This window comes from Candidatus Avelusimicrobium luingense, assembly GCF_902757105.1.
Taxonomy (GTDB): Bacteria; Elusimicrobiota; Elusimicrobia; order Elusimicrobiales; family Elusimicrobiaceae; genus Avelusimicrobium; species Avelusimicrobium luingense.
The window spans coordinates 103,758-130,053 of record NZ_CACVTK010000003.1 but is presented as its reverse complement, the minus strand read 5'-3'; the positions used below and the strand labels follow the sequence as shown (position 1 = coordinate 130,053).

The following is a 26,296-nucleotide window of genomic DNA, read 5'->3' as shown; positions in this document are numbered from 1 at the left end:
TTTAAAGGCCCATCCTTAATATGGGCCTTTTGACCCTTGTTGTCCCCAGGCAGGTAAGATAAAATAAAGTATGCGAAAGTTGAACTTTCTTTGGGCAGTTATTTTGTTTATTTTTGGCGCGGCTTTGGCAAACGCACAAGGCGGCAACGCGGTCGTTACTGTTACCCGAACGATTTTATCTCCGGAAGAAATTGTTCATACCGTTCTTTACGGAAGCACTCGGCAAATAGAAGAAATTACCGCCCAACTTACCACAACGGCCACCCGTATCCAAATGAATATGGCGCAAGCGACACGCTCTTTGCCGGCCGAAGTTAGCAACGTGGTCCCCAACGGCCTAAACGTACCGGCAGTTACTATTCCGCCCGTTAACGATCCCATACCGCCTGCCCCTATTACGCCAAAGCAAGTTTTATTTATCAAAAGTGTGTTTCGGGCGCTTCCCAAAGGGCAAGAAGACGCACACGCACATTCCGGTTTTGTCTTTAAGACAACCTATCAAGGGAAAGAAGAAATTTTCGGCGTCATCGCCCAACACGCCATGCCTTTATGGAACGGTCATGGAAAAGTGGGGAAATCGTTTACCGCCCGCATACTAAAAGATGGAATTGAAACCGATATTCCCGCAGAAATTGTTCAACTGTCCGCCCCCACCTTACCGGATATTGCTTTAGTAAAATTCCGGCCGGAAGATGAAGCATTTCTCACACCTTTAACTTTAGCCACGCAAGAGCCGCGAAAAGGGGAACTTTTGCAACTGGTTGGCTTTTCCACCGAACAATTGACGCTTATGTCTCATATCCCTTTGCTGGAAAACACGTTGATTTCATTACGTTTCCCCATGGCAGGTGATCCGGACGTATTGCCCGGATTGTGCGGAAGTCCGTTACTCAATGCCGCCGGAGAAGTGGTCGGCACCGTTACGGGGGCCGTGCGCAGAGAAAATACCCCCACTTTTCATACCGGCTACGCTGCGCGCAATTTGTATTTGCAAACATTAGTAGCAGCATATCATGGCGATACGGCACATGCTACTTTCCCCCTTATTTTAGACGGGAAAAAAATCGTAGATTTGCGCCCCGAAGAATTTGTTTCTCTGGTTAGACTAAAAGATGAAAACGGAAAAACTATTTTCAGCAAGTCCATCAAAAACAAATTCCCCTATTCCACCATCGTGGAACATTTACCGAATGCCCAGTATTTGGAATTATATATTGAAAAGGTATGGTGGTCGGGCTCCGGTTTGGTAGAAGGGGGAAATCTGTTGGAAGCACGCTACGTGGCTTACGATTTATTGGAAGAAAAAATTATTACGGACAAAGCCCCATAAACTATGAACACTTACATATAAAAAACCCCCGCTTGAATGAGCGGGGGTTTTTGTTGCAATCTAGTTAACTTACGCGGCGACGGCGGCTTTGTCGGCAGAGCGTTTTTCAACAATCGCTTTGGCAACGTTGGCCGGCACTTCGGCGTAGTGGCTCGGTTCCATCGTGAACGACGCACGGCCTTGAGACAAGGAGCGTACGTTCGTAGCGTAACCGAACATTTCGGCAAGCGGCACTTCGGCACGGACGTAGCGGACGTTTCCGCGTACACCCATTTCGCCGATTTGACCGCGGCGGCTGCTGAGGTCCCCGATGATATCACCGAGGTTGGCTTCCGGCGCGACTACTTCCACTTTCATAATCGGTTCCAAAATGACCGGGTTGGCTTTTTTGGCACCTTCTTTGAGAGCCATAGAAGCAGCGATTTTGAACGCCATTTCGGAAGAGTCTACTTCGTGGAACGAACCGTCAAATACGGCCACTTTAATATCCACTAAGGGGTAGCCTGCCATAGCACCGGAGTCCAATGCTTCGCGGCAACCTTTTTCAATAGCCGGGATATATTCTTTCGGAATGCGGCCTTGGGTGATTTCGTTAACGAATTCAAACCCTTTACCTTTTTCCTGCGGTTCCAAACGCAAGAATACGTGCCCGTATTGACCACGACCACCGGACTGGCGGACGAATTTGGTTTCTTGTTCCACCGTCTTGGTGATGGTTTCGCGGTAGGCGACTTGCGGCGCACCGACGTTGGCTTGCACGTTGAATTCGCGTTTCATGCGGTCAACGATGATGTCCAAGTGAAGTTCGCCCATACCGCTAATAACGGTTTGGCCGGTTTCTTCATCGGTGCGGACGCGGAAGGTTTGGTCTTCTTCAGCGAGGCGCGCCAACGCGTTGGACATTTTTTCTTCGTCGGCTTTAGATTTCGGCTCTACGGCAATAGAAATTACCGGTTCCGGGAACGTGATGCTTTCGAGCACAATCGGGGCATCCGGCGAGCAGATCGTTTGACCTACGCGGGAGTTTTTGATAGCCACCGTAGCGGCAATTTCCCCGGCGGAAAGTTCTTTAACTTCTTCACGTTTATCCGCCATCATACGCATCATACGGCCGAAACGTTCGGTGGCATTTTTACCCGGGAAGAACACCGCATCACCGGCTTTAATCGTACCGGAATAAATGCGGAAGAAACTGAGTTTACCTACAAACGGGTCGGTTTGTACTTTAAAGATTAACCCGCAGAACGGTTCGCTGTTAGACGGTTTGCGGAACGTTTCTTCGCCCGTGTTGGGGTTCGTACCTTTGACGGCGGGGACATCCACAGGAGAGGGTAGATAGTCATTAACGCAGTCTAACAAAGGTTGTACCCCTTTGTTTTTGTACGAAGAACCGCAAATTACCGGGAAGAATTTACCCGTTAAGGTACCGCGGCGAATCGCTTTTTTGATTTCTTCAACAGAAAAATCGGTTTCGCCGTTTAAGTAACGTTCCATAATGGCTTCGTCAAAATCGGCGAGTTTTTCAATCATTTCTGTACGGTATTGTTTGGCTTGATCCACGAGGTCTGCCGGGATATCTACTTCGTTGAAGGTAGCACCGTTATGGTCTCCATCCCAGATAATCCCTTTCATCTTGACGAGGTCAACGACGCCAACAAATTTGTCTTCCGCGCCAATAGGCAATTGGATCGGGCACGCATTACCGCCCAGTTTTTCTTTAATGGAGTTCGCCGAGCGGATGAAATCAGCCCCGATGCGGTCCATTTTGTTAATATAGGCAATACGCGGAACGTGATATTTATCCGCTTGACGCCATACCGTTTCAGATTGCGGTTCTACACCCTGTACGCCGTCAAAGCAGCATACCGCGCCGTCGAGCACGCGCAGCGAGCGTTCCACTTCGGCCGTAAAGTCCACGTGGCCGGGAGTGTCAATAATGTTGAGTTGGCAATCTTTCCAAACGCAGTAAATAGCGGCGGAGGTAATCGTAATACCTCTTTCGCGTTCTTGTTCCATCCAGTCGGTTACAGACGCACCGTCGTGCGTTTCACCGATTTTATGCACCTTACCGGTGTAATACAAAATACGTTCGGACGTGGTGGTCTTACCGGCGTCAATGTGCGCGATAATACCGATGTTGCGGATTTTCTCTAACGGATAGGTTTTAAATTCAGCCATAGTTGAGTTCCCGCTTAAAATTTGAAATGGGCAAACGCGCGGTTGGCTTCAGCCATTTTGTGCACGTCTTCGCGTTTTTTGAACGCGGTGCCTTCTTTCTTGGCGCCCAAGATGATTTCTTCGGCTAATTTTTCAGCCATCGGGCGGCCTTTGCGGCTTTGGGCGGCACCGATTAACCAGCGCATCGCCAAAGAGGTGCTGCGTAAGGGTTTTACTTCGGTAGGAACTTGATAGTTCGCACCACCTACGCGGCGGGCTTTTACTTCTACGAGCGGGCGGACGTTTTCAATGCATTTGGTAAATACGTCTAACGCATTTTCTTTCGTTTTTTCCGCAATAATAGCCATCGCATCATCTAAAATGCGTTCGGCGGTGGAAGTTTTACCTTCAAAATTTAATTTGTTAATAAACCGGGACACGAGCACGGAATTATATTTATAATCCGGCGCGGGTTGCGGTCTTCTGTCTCTGGGTCTTAAACCTTTTCTTGGCATATTCTCTTTTAACTCCTAAAAATTATTTACCGGCTTTAGGGCGTTTTACACCGTAAAGCGAGCGGCCTTGTTTTCTGTTTTCTACGCCCGACGCATCAAGCGCACCGCGAATGATGTGATAACGCACACCCGGCAAGTCTTTCACACGTCCGCCGCGTACGAGCACGATGGAGTGTTCTTGCAAGTTGTGGCCCACACCCGGAATATAAGCGGTTACTTCCATCTTGGAAGTGAGTTTTACACGGGCGACCTTTCTCAACGCAGAGTTCGGTTTTTTAGGGGTCGTGGTATAAACACGGGTGCAAACGCCGCGCCGTTGGGGGCAGGCTTGCAACGCCGGGGATTTAGTCCGGGTGGACTCTTTCGCCCGTCCGTATTTTACTAATTGGTTTACTGTTGGCATTACTTCTCTCCTGTTTATTTTTCTTTACGTTTTTGTTCAAACTCATGGGCAATTTTCCGGGCAGAAATACCAGTTCCCGCCGGGATCAAATGGCCTACAATGACGTTTTCTTTCAGACCGGCAAGTTCATCTACTTGCCCGGTAATCGCGGCGTCCGTCAAAACCTTGGTGGTTTCTTGGAACGAAGCCGCGGAGATAAAAGATTCAGATGCTAAAGAGGCCTTACTGATACCTAAAAGGATCGTTTCGGCTTCCGCCATGCGTTTGCCGGCGGCTTTCATTTTTGCGTTTTCTCTGAGCCAGCTGGCGCGGCTTAAAACTTCACCTTTTAGGAAGTGGGTATCCCCAGCATCCAGAATTTTTACGTTCCCTAACATCTGACGGACAATAACCTCGATATGTCTGTCGTTGATTGTTACGCCCTGCAAGCGGTACACTTCTTGGATGGCGTTTAACAGGAACTCTTGTGCTTCTTTTTCACCCTTCACGCGCAGCACGTCGTGTGGGTCAATGGCGCCGTCGGTAAGGGCTTCCCCTACGCCGACATGGTCGCCTTCATATACTACAAGGTGTTTCCCTTGCGGGATACTGTATTGTTTGACTTGGTTGGTTTCTTCGTTGCGTACAACAACTTCAATCAACCCGCGCGGAGACGTTTCCAAACTGACAATCCCTTCAAATTCGGAGATAATCGCCGGATTTTTCGGTCTTCTCGCTTCAAACAATTCCGCAATACGGGGCAAACCGCCCGTGATGTCTTTGGTGCCGCCCGCTTCGCGCCCGATTTTGGCAAGCACGTCGCCGGGTTCTACTTCTTCACCGTTTTCTACCATCAAAATCGTATCAATAGGCAACGGGAAATTGATTTTCTTTTCTTTGCCTTCAATGCTGATACGCGGGTTTTTCTTGCCCATGCGGCTGGCGGTAATCTTGCGTTCAATGACGCCGGTTACTTTGTTGCGCTCTTCCTGCAAGGTGATACCTTCCACCACGTCCGTCAAGCGGACTTTACCGGTGACTTCGGCTAACACCGGGATAGAGTGCGGGTCCCATTCCGCCAGTAAGGAACCTTTTTTGACGGTCTCTTTATCTTTTACATAGATAGAAGCACCGTACTGAATCTTATATTCTTTTATTGTACCATTTCCGGCGGTCACAAAGATAGAGCCGTTGCGGGAGATACAAATTTTGTTATCATAGCGGTTCGTAATTACTTTAACATCTTTGAAAGTAACTTTACCGTCAATTTCGGCCACCGCTTGGCTGCGGGACAGCACGCGCGAGGCCGTACCACCGATGTGGAACGTACGCAAGGTTAACTGCGTACCCGGTTCACCGATGGACTGGGCGGCAATAATACCCACCGAGTCGCCGGGGTTACTCTTAGCAGATGTCGCTAACGACAAACCGTAGCATTTAGCACATACGCCGTAAGGCGCTTCGCAGGTAAGTACGGAGCGGATACGTACCGATTCAACCCCGTATTTTTTAACCTGTTTGCTTTGTTCAAGCGTAATTAAATCGCCTTCTTTGATGATGGTTTTTTCTTCTTCGGTGCCGTCGGCTTTTTTCACTTTGACTACCACATCTTCTAGCGAAGTGCGGCCCAAAATGCGTTCATCTAACGGTTCCACCATTTCTTCACCGCTCATCAAAGATTTTACTACGATACCGTTATGTGTACCGCAGTCTTCTTCGGTAATAACTACGTTATGCGCTACGTCCACCAAACGACGGGTTAAGTAACCCGCGTCGGCGGTTTTTAACGCCGTATCGGAAAGACCTTTACGTCCACCGTGCGTGGAAATAAAGTACTCTAATACGGACAACCCTTCGCGGAAGTTGGCGGTAATCGGGTTTTCAATAATTTCACCCTGACCACCGGTCAGTTTCTTCTGCGGTTTAGCCATTAGACCGCGCATACCGGCTAACTGGCGTACCTGTTGGCGCGAACCGCGGGCACCGGAGTCAGCCATTAAATAGACGGAGTTAAAGCGTTGTCCGCTGTGTTCCTTGTTGGTGGGGTCAAACTTGGCTTCTTCAAATTTTTTCATTTCTTTGAAGAGTTCGTTGGCCACATCATCGGTTACACGCGTCCAAATATCAATCACTTTGTTATAGCGTTCGCCTTCGGTAATAATACCGGCTTCGGCTTGCGCTTGAATTTGTTTGACTTGTTTTTTCGCGTCGTCAATATATTTCTGTTTGACGGACGGAATCGTCATATCGGCAATAGAGATAGATAAGCCGGACAAGGTAGCATAGTGATACCCCATCTTCATAATCTTATCCAAGAATTGCACGGCTTCGTAGCGGCCGTATTTTTTGCTCTTGTAGCATTCATCTACCAAGGCACCCAATTCTTTTTTACCGATGGTCTTGTTAATATATTCCCATCCTTTGGGCAAGATTTGGTTGAAAATAATGCGACCGACGGAAGTATAATCTTTCCATTTGGAAGCATCTTTTTCATCTTTGGCGGAAAGGCCCGGTTCGGGGATCGCGTTAATGCCGCGCACTTTGATTTTGGCGTGATACGAAAGTTTGCCATATTCAAGCGCGACAAGCGCATCTTCCTTGCTGCCGAAGATAGAACCTTCACCGATATCGCCGTCTTTGATTTTGGTCAAGAAGTTGATACCTAATACCATATCGTGAGACGGAGCGGCAATCGGTTTGCCGGAAGCGGGCGACAAAATGTTGTTGGACGCCAACATCAACGTGCGGGCTTCCATTTGCGCTTCTAACGAGAGCGGTACGTGCACAGCCATCTGGTCACCGTCGAAGTCAGCGTTGAACGCCGCACAAGTTAAGGGGTGCAACTGAATGGCTTTACCTTCAATAAGTACCGGTTCAAAGGCTTGAATACCCAAGCGGTGCAACGTCGGAGCGCGGTTTAACATGACCGGGTGGGCTTTGGTAACTTGTTCCAAAATATCCCAAATTTCCGGGCGGACACGTTCCAACATCTTCTTGGCCGATTTCAAGGTTACGCCTTCTTTCTTCATGAGTTCGCCAATGATAAACGGTTTGAAAAGTTCGAGCGCCATGAGTTTCGGAAGACCGCATTGGTGGAGTTTCAAGTTCGGCCCGACGACGATAACGGAACGACCGGAATAGTCTACACGTTTACCGAGTAAGTTTTGGCGGAAACGACCGTGTTTACCTTTAATGTTATCGGATAACGATTTAAGCGGTCTGCCACCGGCGCCGATGAAGAACTTACCGCGAGCACCGTTTTCAATAAGTGCGTCAACGGCTTCTTGCAAGAGGCGTTTTTCGTTGTAAATCATCACTTCCGGAGCGCGCAACGTTTCAATGTGTTTCAAACGGTTGTTGCGGTTGATGATACGGCGATAGAGATCGTTTAAGTCAGACGCGGCAAAACGGCCACCGTCTAACGCCACGAGCGGGCGCAAGTCCGGCGGAATAACCGGTAATACGCTAATGATCATCCATTCGGGGCGGTTGCCGCTTTCTTTGAACTCTTCCATCGTTTTTACACGGCGGATAAGTTTCGTGCGTTCCACTTCGCTTTGCGTATTTTTAAGTTGTTCATGCAAGGCAGGGATTTCTTTATCAAAATCAATACCTTCCAAAAGCGTTTTAATAGCCGGCGCACCAATATCTACTTTTAAGCGGGCCCCGTAATTTTTGCGGGCTTCACGGACTTGGCTGTCGGAAAGCAAGGTGCCTTTTTTGAAAAGGACACGTCCGGTAACGCTATCAATACAATCTTCAATAACGACGTAAGAAGCATAATAGACCACGCGTTCAAGATCCATCGTGCGCATATCTAACATGATACCGATACGTGACGGATTTTTACGTAAGAACCACACATGGGCAACCGGCACGGCCAGTTCAATATGTCCCATACGTTCGCGGCGGACTTTGGATTCGGTAATTTCTACACCGCAGCGGTCGCACTTAATACCTTTGAATTTAACCCAACGATATTTACCGCAGGAACATTCGTAATCTTTGGTCGGCCCGAAAATACGTTCGCAGAACAGACCGTCTCTCTCCGGTTTGAGTGTGCGATAGTTAATCGTTTCCGGTTTTTTTACTTCCCCATAAGACCAACCCAAGATTTGTTCCGGGCTGGCAATCCCTAACTTGATAGCATCAAAGTCAAAGAAATTTAATTCGCTTAATTGTTTTACTTTTTTCGTTTGCATGGTTTCAAATCCCCGGCTTATTTATCGGCCTTGGCCTCCTTTTCGGTTTGCGGTTTTTCCGCCGCTTTTCCTTCGGTTTCGGAGGCGGATTCTTTTTCATCTTCACTTACGTTTTTAAGCAAGTCCACGCTTAAACCTAACGCTTGAAGTTCTTTAACAAGTACTTTGAAAGATTCCGGTACACCCGGTTGAGCAGGTGCATCGCCTTTGACGATAGATTCATACATTTTCGTACGGCCGGCGAAATCGTCAGACTTAACCGTCAAGAACTCTTGCAAGGTGTACGTTGCGCCGTACCCTTCCATGGCCCACACTTCCATTTCCCCGAAGCGCTGACCACCGAATTGGGCTTTACCGCCAAGCGGCTGGCGGGTAATCATGCTGTACGGACCGGTAGAGCGGGAGTGAACCTTGTCTTCTACCAAGTGAATCAGTTTCATCATATACATGTAACCGATGGTCACTTTTTCTTCAAAAGGTTCCCCGGTGCGTCCGTCGTAAAGCGTAATACGGCAGTAATCGTCCGGCAAGTATTTAGCGGCATATTCTTCACGCGCTTTGCCTTTAAGCCCTTTATCATCCAAGATTTTTTCTTTGGCTTTGCGGACTTCGTTGACTACTTCGGCTTCGCTCGGACCGTCAAACACAGGCGTTGCGGCATTGTAGTGCAAGTAGTGCGCAGCCCAGCCGAGCATCGTTTCTAACAACTGGCCGACGTTCATACGAGAAGGAATACCTAACGGCGAAAGCACAATATCAAGCGGCGTGCCATCGGGTAAGAAAGGCATATCTTCTTGCGGCAAGATGCGGGCTACCACCCCTTTGTTTCCGTGGCGGCCTGACATTTTATCACCGACGTGCAATTTGCGTTTGGAAGCGATATATACTTTGATAGATTTATTAACGGTCACCGGGAGTTCGTCCCCTTGTTTGGAGAATTCCATTTCCCGTTCATAATGTTCTACCGCTTTCTTTTCCATCAATTTATAAAGCGACGTAATGCGGGCCGTTTCTTTTTGCAAGGCGGCGGCATTTTTAATCGTGGCTTTGGCGTTATCTAATGCGCGTTTGCGTTGTTCTTTGAGCAAGTCCAACGTCGCATCTTTTTCCGTTTCCAACGCTTGTAAGCGCGCTTTTTCTTCGGCTTTAGTGAGTTTTTCTTTGCGTACAAATACGCGGGTACCCACTACTTTACCGCTCGTTCCGGGCGGTACGCGCAAGGACGCATCCACCACGTCGTCGGCTTTTTTACCGAAGATAACTTTTAACAACCGTTCTTCCGGTGTTAATTGTTGTTCGCCTTTAGGCGTCACTTTACCAACCAAGATATCACCCGGTTCTACTACGGTAGCCGGTAATACGATACCTTCATTGTCTAAGTGAGAAAGCGCATCCGAACCAATGTTGGGGATATCGCGGGTGATTTCTTCCGCACCCAATTTGGTGTTACGCGCATCTAACGTAAATTCGTGCAAGTGAATAGAGGTGAACACATCATCTTTCACTAAGCGGCTGGATACCAAGATAGCGTCTTCGTAGTTGTACCCTTCCCAGCACATAAACCCGACGAGCATATTGCGCCCTAAAGCCAAATAGCCGTTATCCATAGACGGACCGTCGGCAATTACTTGACGGGCTTTTACGTTATCGCCGGTTTTAACAATCGGGTGTTGGTTGATACAAGTATCGTTGTTGGAACGTTTGAATTTCAACAAATCATATACGTCCGTAGAGCCGTCTTTGGCTTCAATGATAATTTTGGAAGCATCGGCAAATTGGACACGTCCGTCGCGTTTGGCTACCATAGAGGTACCGGAGTCGCGCGCTACTTCGTGTTCAATACCGGTTCCCACATACGGGGCTTCCGGCATGAGCAGCGGTACGCCCTGGCGTTGCATGTTACAACCCATCAAAGCACGGTTGGCGTCGTCGTGTTCCAAGAAAGGAATTAACGCGGCAGACACACTGATAACTTGCAAGGGCGAGACGTCCATATAGTTAACTTGTTTAGGAGACACAGCCGGATAATCGGAGCGCAAGCGGCACGCTACCGCATCGGTAGCAATGGTGCCGTCGGCTTTGAGCGGCGTGTTGGCCTGCGCGACGAATTTATCATCTTCCGTATCGGCGGTCAAATTGTCAATTTGGTTAGTTACTTTTCCGTTGACAACTTTGCGGTACGGTGTTTCAATAAGTCCGTATTTATTAACTTTAGAATAACACGCGAGCGAAGTGATTAACCCGATGTTCGGACCTTCCGGCGTTTCAATCGGGCAGACACGTCCGTAGTGCGTATAGTGTACGTCGCGCACTTCGAATCCGGCGCGTTTACGGTTTAAACCACCGGGGCCTAACGCGGATAAACGGCGTTTGTGCGTAAGTTCGCCCAGCGGGTTAATTTGATCCATGAATTGCGACAATTGCGACGTACCGAAGAATTTGCGGACAATCGCTTGTACCGGTTGGGCATTAACTAAAGCGCGCGGTGTGAACGACGTAAGTTCGCGGTTCATGCGGTCACGCGCGGTTTTGGCCATTTGGCTTAAACCGATACGAATTTGGTTTTCTAACAATTCCCCAATTCCGCGAACACGGCGGTTGCCCAAGTGGTCAATATCGTCCACTTTGAACGAGAAATCATCACCATATTCTTTTTGAATATCTTCCCCGGCGTTAAGCGCGAGCAAGTATTTAACGGTAACGATGACATCTTCCGGCGCGAGCGTGCGGCGGTTGTCAGCCGGTTTTTGGAATTTTTTGAATTTGAATTTGCTAATCAAATCAAACATGTTAGCAAACTTTTTGTTGATTTTATAACGACCGACGAAACTTAAATCGTAGCGGCGGATGTTGTCAAAAATCAAGTTGTTAAGATACGATTCCGCTTGTTCTTTTACGACGAAATCTTGCCCTCTCATTTTCTTGTAGATTTCGGCTTGCGCTTCGGCCGCGGTGCGGATAGAATCTTTGCGGTGCTCTAACGTAGCCAAAATACCGGGGTCATCTTGACGCGGTTTGCCGCAGATAACTTTAATCGTTTTGACTTTCTTTTCAATTAAAGTTTTGAATAATTTATCATCAATCGGTAAAGCGGCTTTTTCATCTAAGTTCCACAAAACTTCACCCGTTTGCGGATCATAAATATCGTCGGCGGCATAGCGGCCGATAATGGAATCAATATGGGTCGGTTTGACTTCTACATCTTCGCATTTATAGAAGGTTTGGATGATTTGTGCGTTCGTTTCCAAACCACACGCGCGCAGGAAGGTGGACGCGAGTACTTTTTTCTTGCGGTCAATGCGAACCCACAAGGCGTTCATTAAGTCAAACGAAAATTCAATCCACGCGCCGCGATACGGAATAATACGCGCGACGTATAAGCGTTTACCAAACGTGGACTGTTTCTTTTCTTCATCTTCTTCAAAAATAATGCCCGGCGAGCGGTGCATCTGGCTGACAACAACGCGTTCTGCGCCGTTGAAAACGAAACAGCCGGCATCGGTCATCATGGGCAAATCACACAAGGTAACATCTTGGTCGGACGCTTCTTTCATTTTCCCGTTTTTCTGCTTGACATACAAACGTAACCACGCTTTGAGCGGGACAGAATAAGTGCTGTCGCGTACGGTGGCTTCAGCCGGGGTAGCGTACCGGGGAGTACCCAGTTCATATTTTAAAAATTCTAAGCGCATGCTTCCGTCGGGGGCTTCGATAGGAAATACATCTTCAAAAGCGGCTTGCAAGCCTTTTAATTCCCGTTTGGAAGGGGACACATCACGTTGCAAAAAGTCCACAAAAGATTGCTTTTGCATATCCAACAAATCCGGTAACGGTAGTTTAGTGGAAATTTTGCCAAAATTGGTCTGTTTTTCAATCATCGTTTATCTTCCTGAAATTGTAACGGTTTTTTCCAGCGCGCGCACCCGCGCTTTTCCGTTAGCGTACCCGAGGGTACGAATTCCAACCCCAAAATCGGGGGGATATCTCATCCCAACCCCCAAAACCGGGGGTTGGGATATAGTGCATCGGTTGAACTATTTGAGTTCGACGGTGCCGCCGGCTTCGGTGATTTTCTTTTTGAGTTCTTCCGCTTCGGCTTTGGCAACGTTTTCTTTTACGGCTTTCGGGGCGCCTTCTACGAGGTCTTTGGCTTCTTTCAAGCCTAAACCGGTTACTTCGCGCACCACTTTGATTACCGCGATTTTTTTGGCGGCATCAACCGCAGTCAACACGACGTTGAATTCGTCTTTTTCTTCAGCGGCAGCACCGGCAGCCGGGGCAGCAGCAGCGGCTACGGCAACGGCCGGAGCAGCAGCTTTTACGCCGAATTTTTCTTCGATCGCTTTAACGAGTTCGGAGAGTTCCAAAACGGTCATTTCAGCGATAGCATTTACTAATTCATCTTTGGTCATTTTAGCCATTTTTATTTTTTCCTTTTATTTCTAGAGTAGCGGCCTTCTGCTTAACCGGGTTAAGCCCGTACCTTTACCCCTTGCGGGACTACTACCGCACTTGGCGGGTTTAGATTTTACCGGGCATCAGTTGGCACTAAGCCAACTGATACCTTGTTGCGTTATTTTTGCTTGTCTTCAACAGCTTTGATAACGTAGGCAAAATCCCGTATCGGAGCTTGCAATACTTGCGCCGATTGTGCAACCACGCTGTAAAGCGCGCCGGCCAACTTGGACAAGTTTTCTTCTTTCGTACCGATGGTAGCGAGTTGTTTAACTTGATCTTCGTTGTACCAGACACCTTCGGAATAGCAAGCACGAAGCTTCAAAGCCGCATTCTTCTTCTGAAAATCAACCAGCGCTTTGGCTACGGCGGCGATATCGCCACCTACCGCAATAGCGGTCGGCCCTTGAAAGAGTTTCGTATCGGCTCCTTCAATTTTGGCTTGGCTGATAGCATGTTCCACAATCGCGTTGCGTTCCACGCGGAATTTGGCTCCCGCCGGGTTTAACGCTTGGCGAACGGCTTCCATTTCGGTAAATTTCAAACCTTGATAGGCTGTGAAAAATACCGTGCCGCCTGTGGTAATTTCAGAAGCAAGGTCTTGCGACTTTTGTTTCTTTTGGTCTTTTGTCAGGTTCATTTTCTTGCCTGTTTTTTTAATCAAGAACCGCTGTTGTTTTGCTCGTTTTTAGAGCGAGAAAACGACAGCCACAGACTCCCCATCCTCCGTTTCTTCGTCGGGGGGAATCATGGTTCTCGTTAAATCTGATAACTAACTTCTTTTATATTTTATCAATAAAAGTTGCCAATTGCAAACATTTTTGCAAACGTGTTATCCGCAACTCTTATAATTATTATAACAAAATCAAGTTGCCCGCGCAAGAGCCTTTAAGGCAATGTATAATAGCGGGAAGCATCTGTATAAACCAGCGTGCCTTTGAAAATGTCATGGCAATACGAGCCGGCCGGAGCGGAAAATTGCTTAAAGCCATAGGTAATTCTTTCTGCGCAAACCGGAACCCCCGCCGGGATATCGGCAGAGTGGGTTTCGTTTAAGAAGATAAAGAAACCGGCTCCGGCATATTTCCCGGTCAGCCGCCCTACACTTACCGCCGGCGTCCCTGCAGAGGAAGTATAAAATTCAACCGTCCAATCCGCATTGGAGTGCGCTTCTCCCCATGCCCAGTTTTCAGATCCTGTCCAAGGAATTTCTACGCTCAAATCTTCCATGGTGGTAGGAGCCGTGCCATTGGCTACGTAATAGGCCTCGGCCGCATCATACACCGCCTTTAATACAACAAGCGCTTGCGCCGCGCGTGATTTTTCCACCGCTTTTTGATATTGTGGCAACGCTACCGCCGCTAAAATACCGATGATTAACACGACAACTAATAATTCAATGAGCGTAAATGCTTTGTTGTTTTTCATGAGAAAATTCCTCGTTCGTTGGGATTTTTATAAATATAGCAAAAAATCTCGCTTGATACAATAAAACAAAAAAATACCGCAACAGTAAAAATTACTGTTTCGGTGCATATTGATTTATAATACATTCCTATATAAAAAGGATAAAGGCTTTGATGAGACCGACATCGATCTACTCTCTCAGCACCGAATTGGGTGCCAATACCATCGACCCTTACGAGCTTAACTGCCGTGTTCGGAATGGGAACGGGTGTGACCTCGTCGGAATTAATATCAGTCTCATCAAAGCCTCTATGTTAAAAGAACAAATTTGGAAGGAACCGTTGCTACAACAATTCCTTTCTCGCTAGAATCTTGCTCGCCGTTGTCTAGACGGGTCATCGCGGACTTCTAACGTCAGATAATAGAAAAGCGCAAGTGTTTCACTTACATATTCTATTGGATTAAAGAATATGGCCAAGCCTCACGACCTATTAGTACAGATTAGCTGAACACATTACTGTGCTTACACACTCTGCCTATCAACCCGGTAGTCTTCCGGGGGTCTTCTGGGTAGTTAATCTACCAGGGAAACCTTATCTTGAGGCGGGTTTCACGCTTATATGCTTTCAGCGTTTATCCCTACCGAACACCGCTAATCAGCTATGCCTGTTTACAGACAACTGATATACAGGAGGTTCGTTCATCCAGGCCCTCTCGTACTATGGACAACTCCTCTCAAGTTTCCTGCGCATACAACAGATAGAGACCGTACTGTCTCACGACGTACTGAACCCAGCTCACGTACCACTTTAATGGGCGAACAGCCCAACCCTTCCCACCTGCTTCAGCGGGAGGATGTGATGAGCCGACATCGAGGTGCCAAACCGAGCCGTCGATGTGAACTCTTGGGCCCGATCAGCCTGTTATCCCCAGGGTAGCTTTTGTCCGTTGAGCGATGGCCCTCCCACGAGGGACCACCGGATCACTAAGTCCTGCTTTCGCACCTGTTCGGACCGTCGTCCTCACAGTCAAGCTCCTTTCTACCTTTGCGCTCAATGGCCGATTTCTATACGGCCTGAAGGAACCTTAGAACGCCTCCGTTACTCTTTAGGAGGCGACCGCCCCAGTCAAACTGCCCACCTGCCACTGTCCCCAACCCGGATTCACGGGTAATAGGTTAGAATCACAATCCACAAAAGCTGGTATTTCACTGTTGCCTCCGCACCCTCCTCAAAGGATGTTTCAAAGGCTCCCAGCTATACTACGTATTGTAAACCGTAAGTCAATAACAAGCTACAGTAAAGCTCCATAGGGTCTTTTCGTCTTGTTGCATGCATCAAGCGTCTTCACTTGAACCACAATTTCGCCGAGCCCACCGTCGAGACAGCGGCTTCTTTGTTATGCCATTCGTGCAGGTCGGAACTTACCCGACAAGGAATTTCGCTACCTTAGGACGGTTATAGTTACCGCCGCCGTTTACCGGGGCTTAAGTTCGCAGCTTCGCCTTGCGGCTAACCACTCCCCTTGACCTTCCGGCACCGGGCAGGCATCAGGCCCTATACATCATCTTGAGATTTCAGCAGAGCCCTAAGTTTTTGTTAAACAGTCACGAAGCCCAATTCACTGCGACCCTTTCCCAACTATTGCTAGCCAGTACTTGGGCACTCCTTCTTCCGAAGTTACGGAGCTAGTTTGCCTAGTTCCTTGACGATGGTTATCTCGCGCGCCTTAGGATTTTCACCCCATCCACCTGTGTCGGTTTACGGTACGGTTATGATAAGAACTCCCTACGAAGTTTTTCTAGGCAGCGTGATTGGCCCCCTTTGTAATCTTGCGATCACTCGTCTCGGTTTTCGGCTTAGCCTCCGGACGGATTTGCCTATCCGAAGATGCCTACGGCCTTTCATTGGCATGTAGCCAACGGGGTTACTCTCCTGCGTCCCTCCCTAGGTTATGACGCGCTTATCATAGTTCCGGAATATTAACCGGATGTCCTTCGCCTACGCCTTTCGGCCTGAGCTTAGGCCCGACTGACCCTGAGCCGACGAACGTTGCTCAAGGAAACCTTAGATTTTCGGCGGGAAGGATTCTCACCTTCCTTATCGCTACTCATTCCAGCATTCTCACTTCTTGGCGCTCCAGCACTCCTTACGGTATACCTTCGCAGCGGCCAAGAACGCTCCCCTACCACTACATAAAAGCGAACTTCTATGCAATCCGTAATTTCGGTAGTATGCTTAGCCCCGAGTCATCTTCGGCGCAGATTCACTCGACTAGTGAGCTATTACGCACTCTTCAAAGGATGGCTGCTTCTAAGCCAACCTCCTAGCTGTTTAAGTAAATCCACATCCTTTACCACTTAGCATACATTTTGGGACCTAAATTGACGGTCTGGGCTGTTTCCCTCTCGCACGTGAAGCTTATCCCTCACGAACTGACTGCTGAAATATACGCCGAGGTATTCAGAGTTTGACAGACATCGGAAGGAGGGTCGCTCCCCCTAAATCTACCAGTGCTTTACCCCCTCGGGTTAAATTTCAACGCTAGCCCTAAAGCTATTTCGGGGAGAACCAGCTATCACCAAGTTCGATTGGCCTTTCACCCCTAACCCCACCTCATGTAGAAACTTTTCAACGTTTAACACTCCGGCCCTCCATTCGCTGTTACGCAAACTTCAGCCTGGACAGGGTTAGATCACTTGGCTTCGGGTCTAATATGACGAACTAATCGCCCTATTCGGGCTCGCTTTCACTACGGCTGCGGACTTCATCAGCCCTTAACCTTGCTCGGCACATTAACTCGCTGGATCATTCTTCAACAGGCACACTGTCGCACATTCCCTTGCGGGCATAGTGCTACAATAGCTTGTAGATGTACGGTTTCAGGTTCTATTTCACTCCCCTCTCGGGGTTCTTTTCGCCTTTCCCTCGCGGTACTGGTTCACTATCGGTTGCCAGAGAGTATTTAGCCTTGGAGAGTGGTCTCCCCTGATTCCCACCGGATTGCACGTGACCAGTGGTACTTAGGTACTCGCTAGGAGGTCTTCAGTTTTCGTTTAAGGGACTATCACCCGCTATGGTTGGACTTTCCAGACCATTCAACTAACCGTCAACACATTCCATATCGCAAGCCCTGCAACCCCAACCCACGCACGTTACGCACCGTAATGCGCACCGTGCGGGAGTTGGTTTAGGCTGTTCCCGTTTCGCTCGCCACTACTCAGGGAATCTCTTTGATTTCTTTTCCTGTAGGTACTGAGATGTTTCACTTCCCTACGTTGTCTTCTATCACCCTATCTTCAAGTCCGAAGACTTAACCTTCAAGTGATGATTTACAGGCTCTCACCTGTAAGGGTTCCCCCATTCAGAGATCCACGGATCAAAGGATATTTGCTCCTACCCGTGGCTTATCGCAGCTTATCACGTCTTTCATCGACTTCTGGCACCAAGGCATTCACCATACACCCTTGTAGCTTGACCATATTCTTTAATCCTACAGATTTTGGTCATTTCAAATGCTAGATATTGCTATCTATATTTTTAGGTATGATAACCATTAACATTAAGTTAATTGTCTCATGCATCATTGTGTAAGTGTAAGTATATTTTTATCACATATCAAATATACAAACGCTTGGCTTTTCTAAAATATACTTTCATTCTCTTTGCTGCCCGCCTGACTTTTTATTCGTTATAAGTTAGGACTTTCGGAGTCTTACAAGAGACGATTGAGTATAAGTTATCTGATTTTCAAAGAACTTCAAATTTGACGCAACGTTTTATGGTTGCAAGGTTTTAGTTAGGTGAAAGTTGTGGAGCTGATCGGGATCGAACCGACGACCTCCTGCTTGCAAAGCAGGCGCTCTCCCAACTGAGCTACAGCCCCTTAAACAAGTTGCTGTGGGCCCGGAAGGAATTGAACCTTCGACCTCACGCTTATCAAGCGTGCGCTCTAACCAGCTGAGCTACGAGCCCAAGCTATTTTCAAAATAAAGAGCCTAAGCTCTATAAACCTTGCTATGTGCGAGTGGCCGACTTGAAACGGATAGCGCGTTAGCGCACCAATTTAAGACTACCGACCTATTCTTAATTCCGAAGAAAAAAGAATAAAGGAGGTGATCCAGCCGCACCTTCCGGTACGGCTACCTTGTTACGACTTCACCCCAATCACCAATCACAACTTAGGACCCAGACGACCTGGATACTTCTGTTGCCATTGACTTTCGTGGTGTGACGGGCGGTGTGTACAAGACCCGGGAACGTATTCACCGCAGCGTGCTGATCTGCGATTACTAGAGATTCCGGCTTCATGTGGGCGAATTGCAGCCCACAATCTGAACTGGGGCATAGTTTAGGGATTGGCTCCACCTTACGGTATTGCTACCCTCTGTCTATACCATTGTAGTACGTGTGTAGCCCTGGACATAAAGGCCATGATGATTTGACGTCATCCCCACCTTCCTCCACGTTATCCGCGGCGGTCTCCTGAGAGATCCTATTGCTAGGCAACACAGGATAGGGGTTGCGCTCGTTGCGGGACTTAACCCAACATCTCACGACACGAGCTGACGACAACCATGCAGCACCTCGGCTGGCTCCCTTGCGGGTCAGTTCTACTTTCATAAAACTTACCACCAGTCGTTCGAGCCCAGGTAAGGTTTTTCGCGTAGCGTCGAATTAAACCACATACTCCACCTCTTGTGCGGGTCCCCGTCAATTCCTTTGAGTTTTAACCTTGCGGCCGTACTCCCCAGGCGGATAACTTAATGCGTTAGCGGCGGCACGGAAGGGGTCGATACCTCCCACACCTAGTTATCATCGTTTACGGCTAGGACTACCGGGGTATCTAATCCCGTTTGCTCCCCTAGCTTTCGCACTTGAGCGTCAGTAAAGGCCCAGAGATCCGCCTTCGCCACCGGTGTTCCTCCTAATATCTACGCATTTCACTGCTACACTAGGAATTCCGATCTCCTCTGCCTCACTCAAGAACGCCAGTTTCCGTTGCAGTTTCTGGGTTGAGCCCAGAGATTACACAACAGACTTAACATTCCGCCTACGCGCGCTTTACGCCTAGTAATTCCGAGTAACGCTTGCCACCTACGTCTTACCGCGGCTGCTGGCACGTAGTTAGCCGTGGCTTATTCGTAAGGTACCGTCATTTTTTTCTTCCCTTACAAAAGGAGTTTACAATCCGAGAACCTTCATCCTCCACGCATCGTTGCTGGATCAGGCTTGCGCCCATTGTCCAAAATTCCCCACTGCTGCCTCCCGTAGGAGTAGGGCCCGTGTCTCAGTGCCCTTGTGGCCGGTCGCCCTTTCAGGCCGGCTATCCGTCGTTGCCTTGGTAGTCCGTTACACTGCCAACTAGCTGATAGAATATAAGACCATCTCCAAGCGATAAATCTTTGATAATAAAAAGATGCCTTTTCATTATGTTATGGGGTATTAGCAATCCTTTCGGACTGTTATTCCCCACTCAGAGGTAGGTTTCTTATACATTACTCACCCGTCTGCCACTAAACTTTACACTGTATTGCTACAGCGCAAAGTCCCGTTCGACTTGCATGTGTTATGCACGATGCCAGCGTTAACTCTGAGCCAGGATCAAACTCTCCATTAGAATTAATTACCTTTAAATCGCAAGCGGTTTAAAGGCAACCAATCGCTAACATTGAGCTGTTGACTTTTGACTCTACTTGTTTGAATTAACTTGGTGTCCTATTTTTAAAAGTATAGGACTTAACTTAATGAGCCTTGAACTGTTTTACCCTTGCGGGTTCTTCCGGTTCAAATCGCCCATTCGCACATTGCTTCAAATTTTCACAGAGCGAAAATTCCTCGTTGCTTTTTCTTTATTTCAAAAAAGCAATGGAATTTTTAACTTCATTTGTAGCCTTTTCTCTCGGCTACATATATATTAAAGCATATTTTTCAAAGTTTGTCAAGTATTTTCTTGTTTTACTTCGAACGGCTTACTTTTTGCCTTGGAAAAAATACGAAACATTTAATCTTTTATGTACCGTTTGGTTATTCAAACCGGTCATGGCGCTAAGGCCGAAGGGATAAGATTAAATACATATTAAGTTTAGGTAAGTTGCAAAACTAACTTGATCAGCTCGGCTCAGTCCATCGGCTGCCTTTTCTAATATAAGGAGATGTTTCGCTGCCGAAAAGTTTTCTGTTTGCAATTTACTTTACTACAGAAGTTTTTGCTTTTACAAAGATCAATTTAAGACTACCTAAATAGTCTATCAAAAAAAGACAGAAATGTCAAGACCCGTTTTTCTTATCTTTTCAAAACTTGAAAAAGGGTTCTTGAAAACTTCTATGGAAACAAACCTTTTTGTTTCCTTATGTAATTAGTATAGCAGTTTTTAGCAAACTTGTCAACTATTTTTTTCTCCGTCGGAGAAATCAACATTTTTTGACATTATAAAAAAGAACTTACTATTTTTTTGCGGTTTCTGCGCGGTTTCGCAACGCACATATAACTGCTTAATTTATTACTTATTTATTATAACAAATTGCAACAGATAAAAACAAGCGGATTATTTACTCAACACAATTTCTCTTGATATATTGCAAAAAAAACATAATAATATAATAAGGAGATTTTTATGAAAAACAACCAAGCATTTACACTTATTGAATTATTAGTAGTCGTTTTAATCATCGGTATTTTGGCCAGTGTGGCGTTACCGCAATATACGCTTGCCGTCAATAAATCGCGCTTTGCCAATTTACGCAGCATGGCCAATCCTTATATAAAAGCCATTGAAGCGTACCACTTGGCTAACGGAGATTGGCCTAACAACTTTGACGAGTTGAGCGTGGAAGCGCCGGCTGGATTAACCGTACAAACCAACGCGGGAACGGTTAGTTCGTGCGCGTACAATAATGATATTTTTTGTTGTATAAAATATACGCAAGGGTCATGGGCCAATTCGTTCACTTGCGGACGGAAAGATTACTCTTTTGCTTACGTGTACGTTTTTGATAATGCGGGAGCAACTATCCTGAACAAAGATTTATGTTTTTCCAAAACGACTGACCCCAACGCTGAAAAATTGTGCAAAAGTTTCGGCGGGACCAAACTTGCTTCTGCTCAAGGGCTTTGGACGCCGGACGGCGGAAAATCTGCTTACAATTATTATTCCATGAATATGTAACAACGTTATCCATATTTTGCTATCCTTATATATATGGACTTGGAAACGTTATTAAAAAACACGTCACGCAGTTTATATTTAAGCGTGCAAGCGCTTCCGCGAGCGATGCGCCCGGCGTTTTCGGTGGCCTATTTATTATGTAGGTATGCCGACACGATTGCCGATACGCCTTTGCTCCCCGCCGAACGCCGCTTGTTTTGGATAGAAAAATTCCCGATTATTATTGAAAAGCAACCTGCGGACGATATCACCCAACTCGCTCACGAAATTGAAGGCGGCAGCGAAAACCCATACGAAAAAATTTTGATTGAAAACTTACGCCCGTGCCTAAACGCATTCAACCGAATTTCCGAAGAACAAAAGCCGTTTATTTTGGAAGTAGCCCGTGCCGTGTGCAACGGAATGAAAATTGATTTACAAACTTTTCCGCAAGAGAAAAATGCGTCCGTCGTTGCTTTTCAAACCGAGCAAGAATTGGAAAATTATTGCCGTTTAATGGGCGGAAAACCGGGGAAATTTTGGAGTCAGTTAATTTATCAAACCGCTACAATTCCCGCCGACAAAGAAACATTTTTTGAACTCGGCGAGCACATCGGGGATGCTTTACAAATCGTCAATATTTTGCGCGATTTGCCCAAAGATTTACAAATCGGCCGTTGTTATTTTCCGCTGGAAGATTTACAAAAATACAATTTAACCCCCCATGATTTATTGGATACAAAAAACAGTGCGCGATTTGAACCTATTAAACAAAAGTGGATTTCCTGGGGGATCAACCGTTTGCAAGCCGGGAAAAAGTATTTCCGGTTACTGCCTAAAACACATCCGGGGCAACGTGCCGCCGTAGCATGGCCGGTATTATGGGCCGCCGACACGTTACAAAAAATAAATAAAACAACTTGTTTGTTAGATGTAACACAACGTGTAAAAATTCCGCGCAGTACTATTTATTTGACACTGCTTGCCACCCCACCGTTGTGGCTGAGCAACCGTTTATTTGAAAAATGGCTCGCGCATAAATTGGAAAAATTTAATAAATAATTGATTTTTCCGACGAGAAAAATTTTTTCAAAATACCCCTTGAAATTTTTTACAAATCGTTTATACTATCATTACAAGTACGCAGGGAATGCACATTTTTCCTTGGTTGCAGTTGTGGCGGGTACGGCGTATCCCCCGATTGCGTGAAGACCCGGAATTGTAGCCCCCGGCGGAAAGAGGAACATACGTCAAATGAAAACGACAATGAGCTAAACCCCCGAAATAATACGCGGGGGTTTATTTTGCGTCCTAAATTGCTGCAGGACGTTGTTACTCACTCAGTCGCATACTTCCGCGCTAACGCGCGAGTTCCTACAGTATTACTCCTTCGTTCGTGCCTAGTCCTGCAGTAATTTAGTTTGCAAAATCCGGCATATGCCTGTCGCCTAGCCTTGCACTAAATTTTACTCAAAAAATCCTGCAACTGGGGTAGGCCTAGTCCTGCAGTAATTTAATTTGCAAAATCCGGCACACGCGCATCACCCGGCCCTGCATTTTAAGACAATAAACAGAAAAAATACTATACTATGTTTAAGAGTAGGTTATGTTCAAAAAAATCATTCTTTTAATTTGTTTTGTAGTTGCGACGGCAGCCCTTCATGCGGAAGTTACTCCGCAACAAACACGTCTGCAAGTGCAACAAGCCACCAAAACATTACGAGCCATCGGCAAACAACTGGAACGCTTTTATACCGTTCACAAAAAGATGCCCTATACAAACGATTCCGAAACAAAATTTTTTCTGTTGGGAATTTCTTTGCCCGAAAAAACGCCTTGGGACTATTTTTTCAAATGTACTGCCAAACAATGCAAAGTAGATGCCGAGCGCAAACGAAAATTTTACGGGTCGGATGATTTGGAAGGCATCACCCCGATTTTGCGTTTGACCGTCAACGGTAATAAAACGGCCCCGTTAATCATTATGGAAGCGCGTACCGTTTGGTTTCTGCAAAAAAAAGAGACCACCGTTATGATGGAACAAACGTATCCAGCCCCATTGGAAGTTTGCCAATGGTTTGGCGGAGAAAAACGAAAAGATTTGGGTTGTGTGTTAGAATAATTTTTTATAAAAAATAAAGCGAATAAATAATTATGAACAATACAAAAGCATTTACACTTATTGAATTATTGGTAGTGGTTTTGATTATCGGTATTTTGGCAAGCGTGGCCATGCCGCAATATACGCTTGCCGTCAATAAATCGCGCTTTGCTAACTTGCGAAGTATGGCCCAACCATACATCAAAGCCATGGAAGCCTATCATTTGGCTAACGGAGAATGGTCCGACAATTTTGATGAATTAAGTGTGGATGCTCCTGCCGGGTTAACAATGGTACATACAGACAGTCCCCACCGTTCTTGCGCTTATAATAATGATTTCTTTTGTTGTCTGCGCCAAAAGGATGCTTCTTGGGCCACCAGTGTAACTTGCGGTCGGGCAGACTATTCTTTCTCTTATATTTACTTGTTAGATACCATTGAGGCAGTGAATCCTTTGAAAGAAAAAGATTTATGCGCAGCCAAAGCCACTAATGCCAACGCCGATAAATTATGTAAAAGTTTGGTGGGCTCCACTTTTATCAAAACCGATTCCACCAATTCTCCTACCGGAAATCAAACGGGTTATAATTACTACACTATTCATTAACACAAAATGTCCCCCGGCAGAATATCCGGGGGATATTTTATAATAAAGAATCTATCTAATTGAATTTCGGGGCAATACAAACGCGCAAATACGTAATAACTTGCGCACTCTGCCAAATCGCCCTTGACAAATCAAAAAAAAAAACGATAATAATTATAGTAACAAAAAATCAGTAAGGAGAATTTTATATGAACACAAAAGCATTTACGCTTATTGAATTATTAGTAGTGGTTTTGATTATCGGTATTTTAGCGAGCGTGGCCTTGCCGCAATATACACAAGCCGTCAACAAATCGCGGTTTGCCAACTTGCGCAGTACCGCCAACGCATTAGTTAAAGCCTCAGAAATATATTTTACCGCCAATGGTACCTGGGCCACCGATTTTGATTCTTTAGCCGTAGATTTGCCCGCCGGATTCACTTCCTCACAAGTAGATGGCAACACTTGTGGGTCAAATAACGAAATGTATTGTTGTATTATACATAGCAGCGGTTTCACACCGGCAGTCGTATGTGGGAGATCCGATCTATCCTTTTCTTTTCATCACATGACAGTAGAAGACGGTGCGGCGTATTGTGTAGCCAATCTGGCAAATAAGCAGGCCGTTAAATTATGTAAATCCTTGGGAGTTCAACGAGCGGGGTGGGGTGCGTTCACGCCCGAAGGCCAAAAAACTGGATATATGTACTACACGCTTAATCAATAACTTGGCGCAAAAATAGTGTTGTATGAAAAATTTAATTGATTTGGCCCATGGCTCTTTCAATGCCTTGGGTAAGAAATGTTTCCAATGCGCCGACAGCGCGTTCAAGGGTGGGTTTTAGGATTTCTTCGTCGGCGGCAGAAAATTTGCCGAGCACAAAATTGACAAGGTCTATTTTTTCGGGTTTCGGCCCGATACCTACGCGCAAACGTACGATATCTTGCGTGCCTAATTGCTCAATCACGCTTTTCATGCCTTTTTGACCGCCGGCCGATCCGCTTTTGCGTAAGCGTAGTTGCCCGATAGGCAACGCAACTTCATCAAAACAAATCACGCAATTTTGCGGCGCGATTTTATAGAACCGGGCCAGGCTGCTAACAGCCCGGCCCGATTCGTTCATATAGGTAAGCGGTTTTAACAAATATACGTCTGTTCCGCCCACACAAACTTTGGCATATTCTCCCAGTTTTTGCCAGTCCTTCCACTCGGCTCCCCATTTTGCTCCGCACGCATCTGCCACCCGAAAACCGGCATTGTGGCGCGTACGTGCATATTGGTCACCGGGGTTTCCCAGCCCCACCAGGAGAATGGCCATAGATTATTTCTTAGCGTCCTTGGCGGCGTCTTTATTGTCTTTAGCCAAGTTCCCTTCTTCGTCCTTTTTACCTTTGGTAGAAGAACTTTCCGGTTGGGCTGCAGCCGCATCGGCAGCGGGAGCGGGCGCCGGCGTATCATCTTTCGGGATAGCCAAGTGCACCACAGGCGCTTGCGCATCGGTAATGAGTTCTACGCCTTCGGGCAGTTTAATGTCCCCGGCCAAAAGACCTTTGTTAATGGTCATGGGCGTAATATCAAGCACGATTTCGTGCGGGATAGCACTGACCAAAGCGCGCACTTCAATTTCGCGCAAGATGTGTTCAATAATAGCACCGTATTGGGCCACATCGGCAGGCATACCTTCCAATTTAAGCGGAACGACAACGTCCATTTTGTCTTTCATGCTGACGCGTTGAAAGTCGGCGTGAATCGGTTTATCGGTTACGGCGTGGAATTGTACTTCTTTAACGAGCACTAATTCTTTAGCACCGTTCAAGTCCATTTCTGCCAAAGTATTTTTACCGGCTTTCATGATTTTTTCTAAATCTTTTACGGCTACGGTAATGCTTACGGGTTCTTTATGACCGCCATAAACTACGGCCGGAACTTTTTTCTCTGCGCGGATTTGCGAGAGCGTTCCTTTGACGCCGATACCTTCACGGCTTTCGGCTTGTATAGTTACTTTTTCCAT

General features: G+C 46.7%; 16 protein-coding genes, 2 tRNA genes and 3 rRNA genes. 6 read left to right on the top strand and 15 right to left on the bottom strand.

Annotation, left to right across the window (positions count from 1 at the left end; translation table 11 throughout):
• The first annotated feature begins 70 nt into the window (after positions 1-70).
• Complete coding sequence (locus ACQY3H_RS03940) at positions 71-1,330, top strand: S1 family peptidase (RefSeq protein WP_428075076.1); 1,260 nt, start codon at positions 71-73, stop codon at positions 1,328-1,330.
• A 69-nt stretch (positions 1,331-1,399) separates the two neighbouring features.
• Here the strand turns inward: ACQY3H_RS03940 and fusA are convergent, their stop codons facing one another.
• The 13 genes from fusA to ACQY3H_RS03875 all read right to left on the bottom strand — a co-directional run bounded on the left by fusA (position 1,400) and on the right by ACQY3H_RS03875 (position 20,067).
• Entirely contained in the window at positions 1,400-3,508 is a 2,109-nt protein-coding gene (gene fusA, locus ACQY3H_RS03935; RefSeq protein ID WP_428075073.1) for an elongation factor G, read from the bottom strand.
• Between the two features lie 14 nt (positions 3,509-3,522).
• A complete protein-coding gene (gene rpsG, locus ACQY3H_RS03930) occupies positions 3,523-4,002 on the bottom strand; it encodes a 30S ribosomal protein S7 (RefSeq protein ID WP_428075071.1) in 480 nt (159 codons plus the stop codon).
• A gap of 22 nt (positions 4,003-4,024) precedes the next feature.
• Positions 4,025-4,405, bottom strand: coding sequence for a 30S ribosomal protein S12 (gene rpsL, locus ACQY3H_RS03925; protein ID WP_428075069.1), 381 nt, complete (start codon positions 4,403-4,405; stop codon positions 4,025-4,027).
• Positions 4,406-4,419: 14 nt separating this feature from the next.
• Complete coding sequence (gene rpoC, locus ACQY3H_RS03920; RefSeq protein WP_428075067.1) at positions 4,420-8,586, bottom strand: DNA-directed RNA polymerase subunit beta'; 4,167 nt, start codon at positions 8,584-8,586, stop codon at positions 4,420-4,422.
• Positions 8,587-8,603: 17 nt separating this feature from the next.
• Positions 8,604-12,464, bottom strand: a complete 3,861-nt coding sequence (rpoB, locus tag ACQY3H_RS03915) for a DNA-directed RNA polymerase subunit beta (protein ID WP_428075065.1) — start codon at positions 12,462-12,464, stop codon at positions 8,604-8,606.
• 156 nt (positions 12,465-12,620) lie between these two features.
• Positions 12,621-12,998: a 50S ribosomal protein L7/L12 gene (gene rplL, locus ACQY3H_RS03910; RefSeq protein WP_428075258.1), complete on the bottom strand. Its 378-nt coding sequence runs from the start codon at positions 12,996-12,998 to the stop codon at positions 12,621-12,623.
• 161 nt (positions 12,999-13,159) lie between these two features.
• A complete protein-coding gene (gene rplJ / locus ACQY3H_RS03905; protein WP_428075063.1) occupies positions 13,160-13,681 on the bottom strand; it encodes a 50S ribosomal protein L10 in 522 nt (173 codons plus the stop codon).
• A 248-nt stretch (positions 13,682-13,929) separates the two neighbouring features.
• Positions 13,930-14,469: a type IV pilin protein gene (locus ACQY3H_RS03900; RefSeq protein ID WP_428075061.1), complete on the bottom strand. Its 540-nt coding sequence runs from the start codon at positions 14,467-14,469 to the stop codon at positions 13,930-13,932.
• A gap of 156 nt (positions 14,470-14,625) precedes the next feature.
• Positions 14,626-14,744: ribosomal RNA gene (gene rrf, locus ACQY3H_RS03895) — 5S ribosomal RNA — on the bottom strand.
• 174 nt (positions 14,745-14,918) lie between these two features.
• Positions 14,919-17,927 (bottom strand): 23S ribosomal RNA (locus ACQY3H_RS03890).
• 333 nt (positions 17,928-18,260) lie between these two features.
• Positions 18,261-18,333 (bottom strand) — tRNA-Ala (locus ACQY3H_RS03885).
• Positions 18,334-18,348: 15 nt separating this feature from the next.
• Positions 18,349-18,422 (bottom strand) — tRNA-Ile (locus tag ACQY3H_RS03880).
• Between the two features lie 133 nt (positions 18,423-18,555).
• Positions 18,556-20,067 (bottom strand): 16S ribosomal RNA (locus ACQY3H_RS03875).
• The 16S, 23S and 5S rRNA genes sit together here with 2 tRNA genes alongside, the layout of an rRNA operon.
• 997 nt (positions 20,068-21,064) lie before the next feature.
• On the opposite strand from ACQY3H_RS03875, the gene ACQY3H_RS03870 reads away from it, so the two are divergent.
• From ACQY3H_RS03870 to ACQY3H_RS03850, 5 genes are all read left to right on the top strand, one after another.
• Positions 21,065-21,616 (top strand): prepilin-type N-terminal cleavage/methylation domain-containing protein, encoded by a 552-nt coding sequence (locus tag ACQY3H_RS03870; RefSeq protein ID WP_428075059.1) that lies wholly within the window; start codon positions 21,065-21,067, stop codon positions 21,614-21,616.
• 33 nt (positions 21,617-21,649) lie between these two features.
• Positions 21,650-22,657 carry a phytoene/squalene synthase family protein gene (locus ACQY3H_RS03865; protein WP_428075057.1) on the top strand — a complete coding sequence of 336 codons (1,008 nt, stop codon included), beginning with the start codon at positions 21,650-21,652 and terminating at the stop codon, positions 22,655-22,657.
• A gap of 544 nt (positions 22,658-23,201) precedes the next feature.
• A complete protein-coding gene (locus tag ACQY3H_RS03860) occupies positions 23,202-23,717 on the top strand; it encodes a hypothetical protein (RefSeq protein ID WP_428075055.1) in 516 nt (171 codons plus the stop codon).
• 32 nt (positions 23,718-23,749) lie between these two features.
• Positions 23,750-24,304, top strand: a complete 555-nt coding sequence (locus ACQY3H_RS03855; RefSeq protein ID WP_428075053.1) for a type IV pilin protein — start codon at positions 23,750-23,752, stop codon at positions 24,302-24,304.
• A gap of 188 nt (positions 24,305-24,492) precedes the next feature.
• Positions 24,493-25,011 (top strand): type IV pilin protein, encoded by a 519-nt coding sequence (locus ACQY3H_RS03850; protein WP_428075051.1) that lies wholly within the window; start codon positions 24,493-24,495, stop codon positions 25,009-25,011.
• 31 nt (positions 25,012-25,042) lie between these two features.
• On the opposite strand, the gene pth is transcribed toward ACQY3H_RS03850, so the two are convergent.
• Positions 25,043-25,603: an aminoacyl-tRNA hydrolase gene (gene pth / locus ACQY3H_RS03845; RefSeq protein WP_428075049.1), complete on the bottom strand. Its 561-nt coding sequence runs from the start codon at positions 25,601-25,603 to the stop codon at positions 25,043-25,045.
• Positions 25,604-25,606: 3 nt separating this feature from the next.
• Complete coding sequence (locus ACQY3H_RS03840; RefSeq protein WP_428075047.1) at positions 25,607-26,296, bottom strand: 50S ribosomal protein L25; 690 nt, start codon at positions 26,294-26,296, stop codon at positions 25,607-25,609.